This is a genomic window from Variovorax sp. GW821-FHT10D07, assembly GCF_059415325.1.
Genome location: NZ_JBWKMZ010000003.1, coordinates 800,471 through 814,343 on the forward strand (window position 1 = coordinate 800,471; position 13,873 = coordinate 814,343).

The 13,873-nt window shown below is 66.2% G+C and carries 10 protein-coding genes; 9 read left to right on the plus strand and 1 reads right to left on the minus strand.

Translation table 11 applies throughout. The features are described from left to right. Nucleotides 1–37: 37 nt before the first annotated feature. Entirely contained in the window at nt 38–1,150 is a 1,113-nt protein-coding gene (locus AC07PU_RS14120; protein WP_495318199.1) for an AraC family transcriptional regulator, read from the minus strand. A gap of 189 nt (nt 1,151–1,339) precedes the next feature. On the opposite strand from AC07PU_RS14120, the gene AC07PU_RS14125 reads away from it, so the two are divergent. The 9 genes from AC07PU_RS14125 to AC07PU_RS14165 all read left to right on the plus strand — a co-directional run bounded on the left by AC07PU_RS14125 (nt 1,340) and on the right by AC07PU_RS14165 (nt 13,873). Continuing rightward, on the plus strand, nt 1,340–3,082 hold the full coding sequence (locus AC07PU_RS14125) for a carboxylesterase/lipase family protein (protein ID WP_495318201.1): 1,743 nt from the start codon (nt 1,340–1,342) through the stop codon (nt 3,080–3,082). A 235-nt stretch (nt 3,083–3,317) separates the two neighbouring features. Continuing rightward, a complete protein-coding gene (locus AC07PU_RS14130) occupies nt 3,318–4,946 on the plus strand; it encodes a 3-(methylthio)propionyl-CoA ligase (RefSeq protein ID WP_495318203.1) in 1,629 nt (542 codons plus the stop codon). A 149-nt stretch (nt 4,947–5,095) separates the two neighbouring features. After that, nucleotides 5,096–6,325, plus strand: a complete 1,230-nt coding sequence (locus AC07PU_RS14135) for a branched-chain amino acid ABC transporter substrate-binding protein (protein WP_093342095.1) — start codon at nt 5,096–5,098, stop codon at nt 6,323–6,325. 201 nt (nt 6,326–6,526) lie between these two features. Beyond that, nucleotides 6,527–7,759, plus strand: coding sequence for a branched-chain amino acid ABC transporter substrate-binding protein (locus AC07PU_RS14140; RefSeq protein ID WP_093342094.1), 1,233 nt, complete (start codon nt 6,527–6,529; stop codon nt 7,757–7,759). Nucleotides 7,760–7,837: 78 nt separating this feature from the next. Then, nucleotides 7,838–8,791: a branched-chain amino acid ABC transporter permease gene (locus AC07PU_RS14145; protein WP_093342092.1), complete on the plus strand. Its 954-nt coding sequence runs from the start codon at nt 7,838–7,840 to the stop codon at nt 8,789–8,791. A 4-nt stretch (nt 8,792–8,795) separates the two neighbouring features. Further along, nucleotides 8,796–10,106 carry a branched-chain amino acid ABC transporter permease gene (locus AC07PU_RS14150; protein WP_495318207.1) on the plus strand — a complete coding sequence of 437 codons (1,311 nt, stop codon included), beginning with the start codon at nt 8,796–8,798 and terminating at the stop codon, nt 10,104–10,106. Nucleotides 10,107–10,109: 3 nt separating this feature from the next. After that, on the plus strand, nt 10,110–10,886 hold the full coding sequence (locus tag AC07PU_RS14155) for an ABC transporter ATP-binding protein (protein ID WP_093342089.1): 777 nt from the start codon (nt 10,110–10,112) through the stop codon (nt 10,884–10,886). Between the two features lies 1 nt (nt 10,887). Further along, entirely contained in the window at nt 10,888–11,583 is a 696-nt protein-coding gene (locus AC07PU_RS14160) for an ABC transporter ATP-binding protein (RefSeq protein ID WP_093342087.1), read from the plus strand. Nucleotides 11,584–11,770: 187 nt separating this feature from the next. Beyond that, nucleotides 11,771–13,873 carry a 3-hydroxyacyl-CoA dehydrogenase NAD-binding domain-containing protein gene (locus AC07PU_RS14165; protein WP_431509033.1) on the plus strand — a complete coding sequence of 701 codons (2,103 nt, stop codon included), beginning with the start codon at nt 11,771–11,773 and terminating at the stop codon, nt 13,871–13,873.

Genomic DNA, 13,873 nt, shown 5'->3' on the forward strand with positions numbered 1-13,873 from the left:
TAGACCCCTGGCCAAGGGGGGCCTCGGAGACCAGAAACTAGGCGGCGGCGCGCAACAGCGAGCCGGTCGTGTCGCCGTGCCACAGCCGCGTGCGGTACTGCGCCGGCGGCAGGCCGAACCAGCGCTTGCAGGCGCGGAAGAAGTTGCTGCTGTCGACGAAGCCCAGCAGGTCGGCCACGTCGGTCAGCGTGTGGCGCTCCTGCGCCAGGTACTGCTGCGCCAGTTCGCGCCGGGTGCGGTCGAGCAGCGCCTGGAACGACACCGATTCCTCCTGCAGCCGGCGCTGCAGCGTGCGCTCGGCCAGGCCCAGGCCCGAGGCCACGTCCTGACGGCGCGGCTCGCCGTGCGGCAGGCGGCGCGCGATCTCGGCGCAGACCAGGGTGCTGGTGGTGGTCTGGCCCAACTGGTCGAGCTGGTCGTCGAGCAGGTGTTCCTGCATCTCGCCGAGCTCGGGGTGGCTGGTGGGCAGCGTCATCGCCAGGTTGGCGGCCGACAGCAGCATGCGGTTGGCCGGGGCGCCGAAGCGCACCTCGCAGCCGAAGGCCTCGCGGTGCGGGCGGTCGTCGTCGGGGGGCGGATAGGCGAACTCGATCGCCAGCGGCTCCATCTCGCGCCGGATCAGCCAGCGGCACTGCATCAGCATGGTGAGCAGGGCGTACTCGACGCGCTGGCGCGGGATCGGCAGGCTGCCGCCCGTGTGCTGCATCACCATCCAGCTGCCGCGCGCCTCGGGCTGCACCGAGAAGGCGGTGGCATCGGAGATCACGGGCATGTAGCGCGCGAGCCGGTCCATCGCCTCGCCGAGATCGACGCAGCAGGCCATGACGTGGGCGACGGTGCCCAACTTGCTGTGGGTGGCGGCCAGGCCGCGGTGCAGGCCCAGCGTGGGCCGGCCCGCGCGCGTCACGGCCAGTTGCCACAGCACGGTGATCTCGTCGACCGGGATGCGCGCGTTCTGCCGCAGCAGCGATTCGGGGTCGAAGCCGGCGTCGCGCAGCAGCGAGGGCACGTCCAGGCCCTCGGCCTCGAACATCCTCAGCACCCCCTCGAGCCATGCCGACGAGCTGGTGCGCAACTCGGGCTGCGGCATGCAGCCCGGACGGCGCGCAGGCCGGCGCGCGTGGCGCGGGTTGGAGGCTCCTGAAGTCATTCGATTGGCTCGCTTGCGATAGCGGTGGAAACGGCACCCGTTCCTAGAATTTTTTTCGGGTTCGGCGGGCCGGAGTATGGCCGCGGGGCACCGATGCAGGAATTCCGATTAACCCGGTGTGGAGACAAACACATGCAAGAAATGGCAACGGCACGAAAAAGCCAGGGTGCGGCAGGACAGAAGACAAGGGTGGCTTCGGCCATCGCCATGGCCGCGATCGCGGCCGCCAGCATGGCCCTCGTGGCCTGCGGCGGCGGCGGCTCGGGGTCGAGCGGATTCTTCCCGGTGGCACCGCCACCCCCGCCGCCGCCCGCGCCGCCACCGGCCGCGGACGGCCCGATGGTGCGCCAGACCACCGCCGGCAAGATCGAGGGCGTGGACGACAGCGCCGGCACCGGCACCTTGTCGTGGAAGGGCGTTCCGTTCGCCCAGGCCCCCGTCGGCGCGCTGCGCTGGGCGCCTCCAGCCGATCCCAAAGCCTGGGAAGGCGTGCGCTCCGCCGCCAAGTTCGGCCGCAGCTGCGCCCAGGGCGGGCGCTACTTCAGCCCGGCACCCGACGACGCACCCTTCGGCCTCGGCACCCGCGAGGGCTTCGGCAAGCCGGTGGGCGACGAGGACTGCCTCACGCTCAACATCTGGCGCCCGAGCGGCGACGCCGCCAAGCTGCCCGTGATCGTCTACATCTACGGTGGCAGCAATATTTCGGGTTACACGGCCGATCCGGGCTACGACGGCGCCCAGCTCGCCAAGCGCGGCAATGCCGTCGTCGTGACGATCAACTACCGGCTGGGCGTGCTCGGCTGGCTCGACCTGCCGCAGCTCAAGACCGGCGAGGCGAAGAACGACTCGGGCAACTTCGCGCTGCTCGACCAGATGCAGGCGCTGAAGTTCATCCAGGCCAACATCGGCGCCTTCGGCGGCGACGCGGGCAACGTCACGGTGATGGGGCAGTCGGCGGGCGCGGTCAACACCTGGGGCCTGGTGGTCTCGAGCGCATCGGCCGGCCTGCTGCACAAGGCGGTGCCGCTGAGCGGCGGCATGGCCTTCTCGACGCGCGCCACCGCGCAGACCTATTCGAAGGGGCTGCTCGCGGCCATCGCCATCGCCGACGGCAAGGCCGTCGACACCACCTCGGCCAATGCCTGGGTGGCCTCGCAGACCAATGCGCAGATCGCCACCTACCTGCGCGGCCTGCCGGCCGACAAGCTGCTGACCATCGTGCTCGCGAACCCGCAGCTGGGCAACGCGCCCGCGCCGATCGAGGACGGCACCATCCTGCCCGTGAACTCGCGGGCCGAGGTCGATGCCGGCCGCTTCAACAAGGTGCCGATGCTGATCGGCAACACGCGCGACGAGGGCACGCTGTTCGCCAACCTGTTCGGCACCTTCACGGGGCAGGGCCTGGGCTTCAAGCCGACCGACTACGAACGCTTCGGGCTGCAGTACAACTTCAACCCCGATGCACCGGTCACGCTCACCGAGGCCGACCTGATCAACGCACCCTACCTGCCGGTAGGTAAGCCGCTGACGGGATGGAAGGCCGCCTCGGATTTCGCGACCAACGCGATCTTCCTCAACGGCCTGCCCGCGCAGATCGACTCGGTCGCGAAGTACCTGCCGACCAAGACCTGGTACTACCGCTTCGACTGGAGCCAGCAGGTGGCGCCGTTCAATACCGTCTACGGCGCGACGCACGGCCTCGACACGGTGTTCATGTTCCACAACTTCGGCACCAACATCTTCTCCTTCGCCTATGGCGAGGCGAACCGGCCGGGCCGCGAGGCGCTGTCGGACGCGATGGTCGGCAGCCTGTCCGCGTTCGCGCGCACCGGCGATCCGAACCATGCGGGCCTGGGCGTGACCTGGCCCAACTGGCCGCGCAAGATCGTGCTCGACGCCAGCAAGACGCAGCTGCAGAACAGCGCGCCTTGAGCACTGCGCGCACCGGCAAGGCACGCCACCGCGACGGCCATGGCCGTCGCGGTGGTGGCGAAGGTCGCGCGAGGGGCGAGGCGTCTGCATGCTCCGGCGGACGCCAGCTGTCATCCGGACGACAGATCGGTCCTCGCAGACTGCGGGTTTCTGTCATTGTGCGAACGCACATAAATTGCGTGAATCGCCGTAATCTTTGAAACCGCTGAATTTTGTTGAAAGAAGGAGCCTGTAGATGCTGGGTTTGATGCAAGACCGACCGCTTTTGATCTCGTCGCTGATCGAGTTCGTCGAGCGCCACAACGGTGACGGCGAGATCGTCTCGCGGCGGGTCGAGGGCGACATCCACCGCTGTACCTGGAGCGACATCGCATCGCGTTCCCGGCAGGTGGCCAATGCGCTGGACGGCGAGCAACTGCTGTTCAGCGACCGCATCGCGACCCTGGCCTGGAACGGCTACCGCCACCTGGAGCTCTACTACGGCGTCAGCGGCAGCGGCCGCGTGCTGCACACCATCAACCCGCGCCTGCATCCCGACCAGATCGCGTGGATCGCCAACCACGCCGAAGACCAGATCCTGTGCTTCGACCTCACCTTCCTGCCGCTGGTGCAGGCCGTGCATGCCAAGTGCCCGACCATTCGCAAGTGGGTCGCGCTGTGCGGGCCCGACAAGCTGCCGGTCGACAGCGGCATCCCCAACCTCGTGAGCTACGAGGACTGGGTCGGCGGCCAGTCCACCGACTACCAATGGCCGGTGTTCGACGAGAACTCGGCCTCGAGCATGTGCTACACGAGCGGCACCACCGGCAATCCCAAGGCCGCGCTCTACAGCCACCGCTCGACCATGCTGCACGCCTACGCGGCGGCGCTGCCCGACGTCATGCGCATCTCGGCGCGCGACTCGGTGCTGCCCGTGGTGCCGATGTTCCACGTCAACGCCTGGGGCATTCCGTACTCGGCCGCGCTGGTCGGCTGCAAGCTGGTGTTCCCGGGCCCGGCGCTCGACGGCAAGTCGGTCTACGACCTGATCGAAGGCGAGGGCGTGACCTTCGCGGCCGGCGTGCCCACCGTGTGGCAGATGATGTTGGGCCATATGCAGACCAACGGCCTGAAGTTCAGCGCCCTGAACCGCACCGTGATCGGCGGCTCCGCCTGCCCGCCGGCCATGATCAAGGCCTTCCAGGACCTGTACAACGTCGAGGTGCTGCATGCCTGGGGCATGACCGAGATGAGCCCGCTGGGCACGCTGTGCACGCTCAAGAACAAGCACCTGAAGCAGTCGCCCGAGGAGCAGCTCGCGGTGCGCCTCAAGCAGGGCCGCGCGATCTTCGGCGTCGACATGAAGATCGTCGACGGCGAGAACAACGAGCTGCCCTGGGACGGCAAGGCCTACGGCGACCTGCTGGTCAAGGGGCCGTGGATCGTCAAGGAGTACTTCAAGGGCGAGGGCGGCGATCCGCTGATCGACGGCTGGTTCCCCACCGGCGACGTCGCCACCATCGATGCCGACGGCTACCTGCAGATCACCGACCGCAGCAAGGACGTGATCAAGTCCGGCGGCGAATGGATCAGCTCGATCGACATCGAGAACATCGCGGTCTCGCATCCGGCCATCGCCATGGCGGCCTGCATCGGCGTCTACCACCCCAAGTGGGACGAGCGCCCGATCGTCGCGGTGGTGAAGAAGCCCGGTGCCGAGGTCACGCGCGAGGAGCTGCTGAAGTTCTACGAAGGCAAGACCGCCAAGTGGCAGATCCCCGACGACGTGGTCTTCGTCGAGGCGATTCCGCTGGGCGCCACCGGAAAGATCCTCAAGACCCGGCTGCGCGAGCAGCTCAAGGACTACAAGCTGCCCGGCCTGTAAAGCGGGTGGGGCGGTGGCCGTGTCGCCTAGGCGATAGCACGGCCACCTCCGCGGCCCGGCTTGCGGGCAATCCCTGTGCGGACGAAAAAAGTGCGCTTGTACGCTGCGGATGCAGCCAATCGGGCAGCCCTTCAACCTGGAGACTCTTCATGCGTTTTGCCCTCAAGTCCATCGCCGTGTGCGCCCTGCTGGCCGGTGCCGGCGCGTCCTTCGCCCAGAAGGGCGAGACCGTCAAGATCGCCTGGCTCGATCCGCTCTCGGGCCTGATGGCCGCGGTGGGCACGAACCAGCTCAAGACCACGCAGTTCCTGGCGGAAGAGTTCAACAAGAAGAACGCCTCGGGCGTGAAGTTCGAGATCATCGGCATCGACAACAAGCTCAGCCCGCAGGAGACCACCGCCGCGCTGCGCTCGGCGCAGGACCAGGGCGCGCGCTACATCATGCAGGGCAACGGCTCGGGCCCGGCGCTCGCCATCATCGATGCGGTCGAGAAGAACAACGCGCGCAACCCGGGCAAGGAACTGCTCTTCATGAACTACGCGGCGGTCGACCCCGACCTGACCAACAGCAAGTGCAGCTACTGGCACTTCCGCGTGGACGCCGACACCTCGATGAAGATGGAGGCGCTGACCACCTGGATGAAGGACCAGACGGACATCAAGAAGGTCTACATCCTCGGCCAGAACTACGCGCACGGCGTGCAGGTCAGCAAGTACGCCAAGGAAAACCTCAAGACCAAGCGCCCCGACATCCAGATCGTGGGCGACGACCTGCATCCGCTGGCCCAGGTGCGCGACTTCGCGCCCTACATCGCCAAGATCAAGGCCTCGGGCGCCGACACCGTGATCACCGGCAACTGGGGTTCCGACCTGTCGCTGCTGATCAAGGCGGCCAACGACTCGGGCCTCAACGTCAAGTTCCTGACCTACTACGCGCCCGGCGCAGGCACGCCCACCGCCATGGGCGCCACCTCCGACGGCAAGGTCTACACCGTGGCCTATGCCCACTACAACATGGGCGGCGACATCCAGCGCCTGCTCGGCGGCTACAAGAAGAAGATGAACGACGACCTCACGCAGGCGTCGATCTACCACGTGTTCGCGCTGCTCGACGCCGCCTTCGCGCAGACCAAGTCGACCGACCCGGTCAAGGTCGCGGCCGCGCTCGAGGGCATGAAGATCAAGAGCTTCAACGGCGAGGTCGAGATGCGCAAGACCGACCACCAGTTGCAGCAGGGCCTGTACATCTCGCGCTGGGAGAAGGCCAGCGCCAAGTACCCCTATGACGCCGAGAACACCGGCTACACCAATGTTCCCGTGAAGTATTACGAGTCGTACGTGGCGAGCACCCCGACGACCTGCCAGATGAAGCGCCCCTGAGGCTATTCGTGCGCGCATTTCCTACCCGTCGGTAGCAACAGCCTACCGGTGGGTAGAAATTGGAGAAATGCGCTGTCGCCTGCGCGATAGAAACGGGCCTCGCGGCATCTCCCTTACGGGCATTCCCTGAGGGGAGGGGCTGCGAAGGCTTGTACGCTCGTGCAAGGTTTTTTGAATCGGTTTGACCAGGAGATATAGATCGTGAAGTTCGCTCTGAAAATCGCTACCGCAGCCATCCTTGCCGCCAGCGCCGCCGGCGCCCTGGCCCAGAAGGGTGAAACCGTCAAGATCGCATGGCTCGACCCGCTGTCGGGCCTGATGGCCGCGGTCGGCACCAACCAGCTCAAGACCTTCCAGTTCCTGGCCGAAGAATTCAACAAGAAGAACGTGGCCGGCGTGAAGTTCGAGATCATCGGCATCGACAACAAGCTCAGCCCGCAGGAAACCACTGCCGCGCTGCGCTCGGCCATGGACCAGGGCGCGCGCTACGTGGTGCAGGGCAACGGCTCGGGCCCGGCGCTGGCCATCATCGACGCGCTCGAGAAGCACAATGCCCGCAACCCGGGCAAGGAAGTGCTCTACGTCAACTACGCGGCCGTCGATCCCGACCTGACCAACAGCAAGTGCAGCTACTGGCACTTCCGCCTCGATGCCGACACCTCGATGAAGATGGAAGCGCTGACCACCTTCATGAAGGACCAGCCCGAGATCAAGAAGGTCTACCTGATCAACCAGAACTACTCGCACGGCCAGCAGGTCTCGAAGTTCGCGAAGGAAAACCTCAAGACCAAGCGCCCCGACGTCGAAGTCGTCGGCGACGACCTGCATCCGCTGGCCCAGGTGCGCGACTTCGCGCCCTACATCGCCAAGATCAAGGCCTCGGGCGCCGACTCGGTGATCACCGGCAACTGGGGCTCCGACCTCGCGCTGTTGATCAAGGCGGCCAACGATGCCGGCCTCAACGTCAAGTTCTACACCTACTACGCCGTCACCAACGGCACGCCGACCGCCATGGGCGCGGCTTCGGACGGCAAGGTCTACCAGGTCGGCTACAGCCACTACAACGCGCCGGGCCCGGTCCAGCCGCTGATGGGCGAGTTCAAGAAGCGCTTCAACGACGACCTCTACACCACCGACGTCTACACGGTCTACGCGATGCTCAGCGAAGCCTTCGTGCGCGCCAAGTCGACCGAGCCGGTGAAGGTGGCCGCCACGCTCGAGGGCATGAAGTTCAAGAGCTTCAACGGTGACGTCGAGATGCGCAAGGCCGACCACCAGCTGCAGCAGGGCCTGTGGATCACGCGCTGGCAGAAGGCCGACGCCAAGAACCCGTATAGCCCGGAGAACACCGGCTACACGCTGGCCCCGGTCAAGTACTACGAAGCCTACGTGGCGAGCACGCCCACCACGTGCCAGATGAAGCGGCCCTCCTGAACGCGGGACGCCCCTGAACGGTCGAGGCCCGACTTCAACACTCGGGCCTTTTTCTTTTTCATGTGATCCGAAAGACCGATGAACGTCGAATTCTTCGTCATCTCGCTGCTCAACGGCGTGAGCTACGGCCTGCTGTTGTTCATGCTGAGCTCCGGCCTCACGCTGATCTTCAGCATGATGGGCGTGCTCAACTTTGCCCACGCCAGCTTCTACATGCTGGGTGCGTACATCGCCTACACGCTGTCGAACATCGTCGGCTTCTGGCCGGCGCTGTTCCTCGCGCCGCTGCTGGTGGGCGCCCTGGGCGCCGGCTTCGAGCGCTACTGCCTGCGGCGCGTGCACAAGTTCGGCCACGTGCCCGAGCTGCTCGTGACCTTCGGTCTTTCCTACCTGATCCTCGAGCTGGTGCAACTGGTGTGGGGTCGTTCGACCGTGCCCTACGGCCTGCCGGCGCAGCTCCAGGGCCCGCTGTTCACGCTCTACGGCACCCAGTTCCCCAAGTCGCGCTCCTTCATCATGCTGGTGGCGGTGCTGATGCTGGTGTCGGTCTGGCTGCTGCTCACGCGCACGCGCATCGGCCTCGTGATCCAGGCCGCGCTCAAGCACCCCGACATGGTCGAGGCGCTGGGCCACAACGTGCCGCGCGTGTTCATGCTGGTGTTCGGCGGCGGTGCCGCGCTCGCGGGCCTCGCGGGCGTGGTCGGCGGCAACACCTACGTCACCGAACCGGCGATGGCGGGTTCGGTCGGTTCCATCATCTTCGTGGTGGTCGTGGTCGGCGGCATGGGCTCGCTGGCCGGGGCCTTCCTGGCCTCGCTGCTGATCGGCGTGATCCAGACCTTCGCGGTAGCCATGGACCAGTCGCTGGCCGGCGGACTGCAGGCGCTGGGCATGGCGGTCAACGATCAGACCTTCGGCTACGAGCTGCTCAAGCTCACCATCTCGCAGGTCGCACCGATCCTGCCGTACCTGTTCCTGGTCCTCATCCTGATCTTCAGGCCCAAGGGTCTGCTGGGCACCCGGGAGGACTGACGCCATGACATCGACCACGCAAGCTTCGCGCTACTACCGCTTCAAGCCCTGGAACATCGGCCGCTACCTGATCTGGGCGCTGTTCGCCATCGCCCTGATCGTCGCGCCGCACCTGTTCAAGAGCAGCCTGGCGCTGACCATGCTCTCGCAGATGGGCTACCTCATCGTCATCTGCCTGAGCTACAACATCCTGCTGGGGCAGGGCGGCATGCTGAGCTTCGGCCATGCCGTCTACGTCGGGCTGGGCTCGTTCATCGCGATCCACACGATGAACCTCGCGAGCAAGGGCTCGGTGCCCGTGCCGCTGGTGCTGATCCCGCTCGTGGGCGGGCTCGCGGGCATGTTCTTCGCGATCCTGCTGGGCTTCGTCACCACCAAGAAGTCGGGCACCACCTTCGCGATGATCACGCTGGGCATCGGCGAACTGGTGGCCGCCATGGCGCTGATGTTCCCGAGCTTCTTCGGCGGCGAGGGCGGCATCACCACCGACCGCGTCTACGGCACGCCCTTCCTCGGCATGACCTTCGGGCCGCAGATCCAGGTCTACTACCTGATCGCGTTCTACTGCTTCGTGTGCACCGCGCTGATGTTCGCCTTCACCGGCACGCCGCTGGGCCGCATGCTCAACGCGGTGCGCGACAACCCCGAGCGCGTGGAATTCATCGGCTACAACACGCAGCGCGTGCGCTACTTCGCGTTCATCATCGCGGGCTTCTTCGCCGGCATCGGCGGCGGCCTGGCCTCGATCAACTTCGAGATCGTGAACGCGGCCGACAGCCTCAACGCGGTGCGCTCGGGCGGCTACCTGCTGTTCACCTTCCTCGGCGGCGCGGTGTTCTTCTTCGGCCCGATGATCGGCGCGGTGCTGCTGGTGTTCGCCTCGATCCTGCTGTCGGAGCTCTCGAAGGCCTGGCAGCTGTACTTCGGGCTGGTGTTCGTGTTCATGGTGATGTTCGCCCCGGGCGGCATCGCGAGCCTGATCATGATGAACCTGCGCGTGGCCAAGTTCGGCAAGTTCGACCGCTTCTGGTGGCTCTACCTCGCGCTCGCCGCGGCGCTGGTGCCGGTGGTGATCGGCGCGGCCGCGCTGATCGAGATGATCTACCACATCCAGCTCAACGCGGCGATGGGCTCGCGGCTGAACTTCTTCGGCGTCTCGCTCGACACCGCGGGCATGGGCAGCTGGCTCGGCGCGGTCGCGATCCTGGCCATCGGCCTGGGCGCGCTCGAGGTCGCGCGCCGCCGCTTCGTGCGGGTCTGGGGCCAGGCCCAGGAAGAGATCGAAACGGAAATCAAGCGTCGGGAGGCGGCGTAACACATGAGCGCTGAATACGCACTGGAACTCAAGGCGCTGCGAAAGAATTTCGGCAAGACCGAGATCATTCGCGGCGTGGACCTCGCGGTGAAGGCCGGCGAGCGCGTGGCCGTCATCGGGCCGAACGGCGCGGGCAAGTCCACGCTGTTCAACCTGATCAGCGGGCGGCTCGCGCCCACCAGCGGCGAGGTGCTGCTCAACGGGCAGCGCATCGACGGCAAGAAGCCCTACGAGATCAACCGGCTGGGCCTCTCGCGCAGCTTCCAGATCACGAACATCTTCCCCAAGCTCAGCGTGTTCGAGAACCTGCGCTGCGGCGTGCTCTGGAGCCTCGGCTACAAGTACACCTTCCTGCGCTTCCTCTCGAACCTCGACGACGCCAACGCGCGCACCGAGGAACTGATCCGCCAGATCGGCCTGGAACGCAAGCGCGACGTGCATGCGGTGAACCTCACCTATGCCGAGCAGCGCGCGCTCGAGATCGGCGTGACCATCGCCGGCGGCGCCAACGTGATCCTGCTGGACGAACCCACGGCCGGCATGAGCAAGACCGAGACCTCGCACTTCATCGCGCTGATCAAGCACGTGACCACCGGCAAGACCCTGCTCACGGTGGAGCACGACATGGGCGTGGTGTTCGGCCTGGCCGACAAGATCGCGGTGGTGGTGTATGGCGAGGTGATCGCCTTCGACACGCCCGCGGAGGTGCGCGCCAATGCGCGCGTGCAGGAGGCGTACCTCGGTTCGTCGGTGGCCGATGCACAGGGAGCGGGACACTGACATGCTGAAGCTTCACGACATCCACGCCTACTACGGCAAGAGCCATGTGCTGCATGGCGTTTCCTTCGACGTGCAGCCCGGTGAGATCGTCGCGCTGCTGGGCCGCAACGGTTCGGGCCGATCGACCACCGCCAAGGCCATCATGGGCCTGGTGCATGCCGAGGGCACGCTGCGCTGGAAGGAGCAGGACATCCTGCGCCGCAAGGCCTACGAGATCGCCCACCTGGGCATCGGCTACGTGCCCGAGAACCGCGACATCTTCCCCAAGCTCACGGTGCACCAGAACCTGCTTCTGGGGCAGAAGGGCTCGGGCAAGGGCAGCCGCTGGCAGTTCGACGACATGTACGGCATGTTCCCGCGCCTCAAGGAGCGCCAGCACACCGAGGCCGGCGTGCTCTCGGGCGGCGAGCAGCAGATGCTCACGCTGTGCCGCACGCTGATGGGCGACCCCGACCTGATCATCATCGACGAGCCCACCGAGGGCCTGGCGCCGAAGATCGTCGAGCTGGTGGGGCAGTACCTGCGCACGCTCAAGGACAAGGGCATCTCGGTGCTGCTGATCGAGCAGAAGCTCACCATCGCGATGGCGATCTCCGACCGCGCGCTCGTCATGGGCCACGGCAGCATCGTGTTCGATGGCACGCCCGCCAGCCTGCGCGCCGACGGCGCGACGCGCAAGGAATGGCTCGAGGTCTGAGGTAGGCTGTGGAAGGCGGATGGCCGGAGGCGAAGGGCGGGAAGTCCTTGGCGTCCGGCGTCCGCCTTTGCTCCTTGTCCCTCCAGCGACTGCGTGCCATTGTTGCGCCGCGCCAAAGGCCTAAAATCCCCGGAAAAAGAACACTCGTGCTTTTTCTTTTTTCTCTTCACACACCAAGGAACGCAGCATGACGGCTGAATACAAAGTGCTCGGCGATGTCGCCGTGATCACCCTGACCAATCCCCCGGTCAACGGTCTCGGTTTCTCGACCCGCATCGGCATCACCGACGGCCTGTCGAAGGCCCATGCCGACGATGCCGTCAAGGCCATCGTCATCACCGGCGCCGGCAAGGCGTTCTCGGGCGGCGCCGACATCAAGGAATTCGGCACGCCCAAGGCGCTGCAGGAGCCCAACCTGCTGAGCGTGATCCTCGCGCTCGAAGCCGCCACCAAGCCCATCGTCGCGGCCATCCACTCGGTGTGCATGGGCGGCGGCCTCGAACTCGCGCTCGGCTGCCACTACCGTGTCGCGGCCCCGGGCACCAACGTCGCGCTGCCCGAAGTCAAGCTGGGCCTGCTGCCCGGCGCCGGCGGCACGCAGCGCCTGCCGCGCGTGCTGGGCGTGGAAACCGCCCTCAACATGATCGTGAGCGGCGAGGCCGTGAAGTCCGAAGTGCTCGCCAGCCTGCCGGGCCAGAAGCTATTCGACAAGCTCGCCGCCTCGCCCGAGACCGTGTTCGACGAAGCCGTCGAGTTCGCGAAGTCGGTCGCGGCCAAGGGCGGCGACCTGCCGCTGGTGCGCAGCCTGCCGTGCCGCCATCCGCAGGGCGATGCCTACTTCCAGTTCACCAAGAACATGGTCGGCGGCATGTCGAAGAACTACCCGGCGCCGCTCAAGTGCATCGACGCCGTGCAGGCCGCCACCAAGCTCAAGTTCGACGAGGGCATGGCCGAGGAACGCCGCCTGTTCACCGCGCTGATGTTCACGCCCGAGTCGCTGTCGCTGCGCCACCTGTTCATGGCCGAGCGCGCCGCCTCGAAGATTCCCGACGTGCCCGAGGACACGCCCAAGCGCGAGATCAAGTCGGTCGGCGTGATCGGCGCCGGCACCATGGGCGGCGGCATCTCGATGAACTTCCTCAACGCGGGCATCCCCGTGAAGATCCTCGAGATGAAGCAGGAAGCGCTCGACCGCGGCATCGCCACCATCAAGAAGAACTACGAGGCCCAGGTCAAGAAGGGCAAGCTCAAGCAGGACAAGTACGAGCAGCGCATGGCGCTCTTGAGCACCACGCTGAGCTACGACGACCTGAAGGACGCCGACCTGATCATCGAAGCGGTGTTCGAGGAGATCGGCGTCAAGGAGAAGGTCTTCAAGGAACTCGACCGCGTCGCCAAGAAGGGCGCGATCCTGGCCTCGAACACCTCGACGCTCGACGTCGACAAGATCGCATCGTTCACCGAGCGTCCGCAGGACGTGGTCGGCATGCACTTCTTCAGCCCGGCCAACGTGATGAAGCTGCTCGAGGTGGTGCGCGGCAAGCAGACCGCCAAGGACGTGCTCGCCACGGTCATGGCCATCGGCAAGAAGATCAAGAAGACCTCGGTGGTCTCGGGCGTGTGCGACGGCTTCATCGGCAACCGCATGATCGAGCAGTACAGCCGCCAGGCCGGCTTCCTGCTCGACGAGGGCGCGACGCCGCAGCAGGTCGACAAGGCGATCGAGAAGTTCGGCTTCGCGATGGGCCCGTTCCGCATGGGCGACCTGGCCGGCAACGACATCGGCTGGGCGATCCGCAAGCGCCGCGCCGTCGAGCGCGCCGACATGAAGTACAGCCGCACGGCCGACAAGCTCTGCGAACTGGGCCGCTTCGGCCAGAAGACCGGGGCAGGGTGGTACGACTACCAGGCCGGCAAGCGCGACGCGATCCCCTCGGAACTCGTCAACAAGATGATCGAGGACCACCGCAAGGAACTGGGCATCACGCCGCGCAAGATCTCCGACGAGGAAATCGTGCAGCGCCTGGTCTATGCGCTGGTCAACGAAGGCGCGCACATCCTCGAGGACGGCATCGCCTCGAAGTCGGGCGACATCGACATGGTCTACCTCACGGGCTACGGTTTCCCGATCTGGCGCGGCGGCCCGATGCACTACGCCTCGCAGGTCGGCCTGTACAACGTGGCCGAGACCATGAAGCGCTTCGCGAAGAACCCGCGCGACGACGCCGAGTTCTGGCAGCCCGCGGCGCTGATCCAGAAGCTGGTGGCCGAAGGCAAGTCCTTCGGCTGA

Bases quoted from the DNA above. Each gene is read 5' to 3' on its own strand.
- AC07PU_RS14165 (WP_431509033.1), top strand. From the start codon at position 11,771: ATGACGGCTGAATACAAAGTGCTCGGCGATGTCGCCGTGATCACCCTG.
- AC07PU_RS14145 (WP_093342092.1), top strand. From the start codon at position 7,838: ATGAACGTCGAATTCTTCGTCATCTCGCTGCTCAACGGCGTGAGCTAC.
- AC07PU_RS14135 (WP_093342095.1), top strand. From the start codon at position 5,096: ATGCGTTTTGCCCTCAAGTCCATCGCCGTGTGCGCCCTGCTGGCCGGT.
- AC07PU_RS14160 (WP_093342087.1), top strand. From the start codon at position 10,888: ATGCTGAAGCTTCACGACATCCACGCCTACTACGGCAAGAGCCATGTG.
- AC07PU_RS14150 (WP_495318207.1), top strand. From the start codon at position 8,796: ATGACATCGACCACGCAAGCTTCGCGCTACTACCGCTTCAAGCCCTGG.
- AC07PU_RS14155 (WP_093342089.1), top strand. From the start codon at position 10,110: ATGAGCGCTGAATACGCACTGGAACTCAAGGCGCTGCGAAAGAATTTC.
- AC07PU_RS14130 (WP_495318203.1), top strand. From the start codon at position 3,318: ATGCTGGGTTTGATGCAAGACCGACCGCTTTTGATCTCGTCGCTGATC.
- AC07PU_RS14120 (WP_495318199.1), bottom strand. From the start codon at position 1,150: ATGACTTCAGGAGCCTCCAACCCGCGCCACGCGCGCCGGCCTGCGCGC.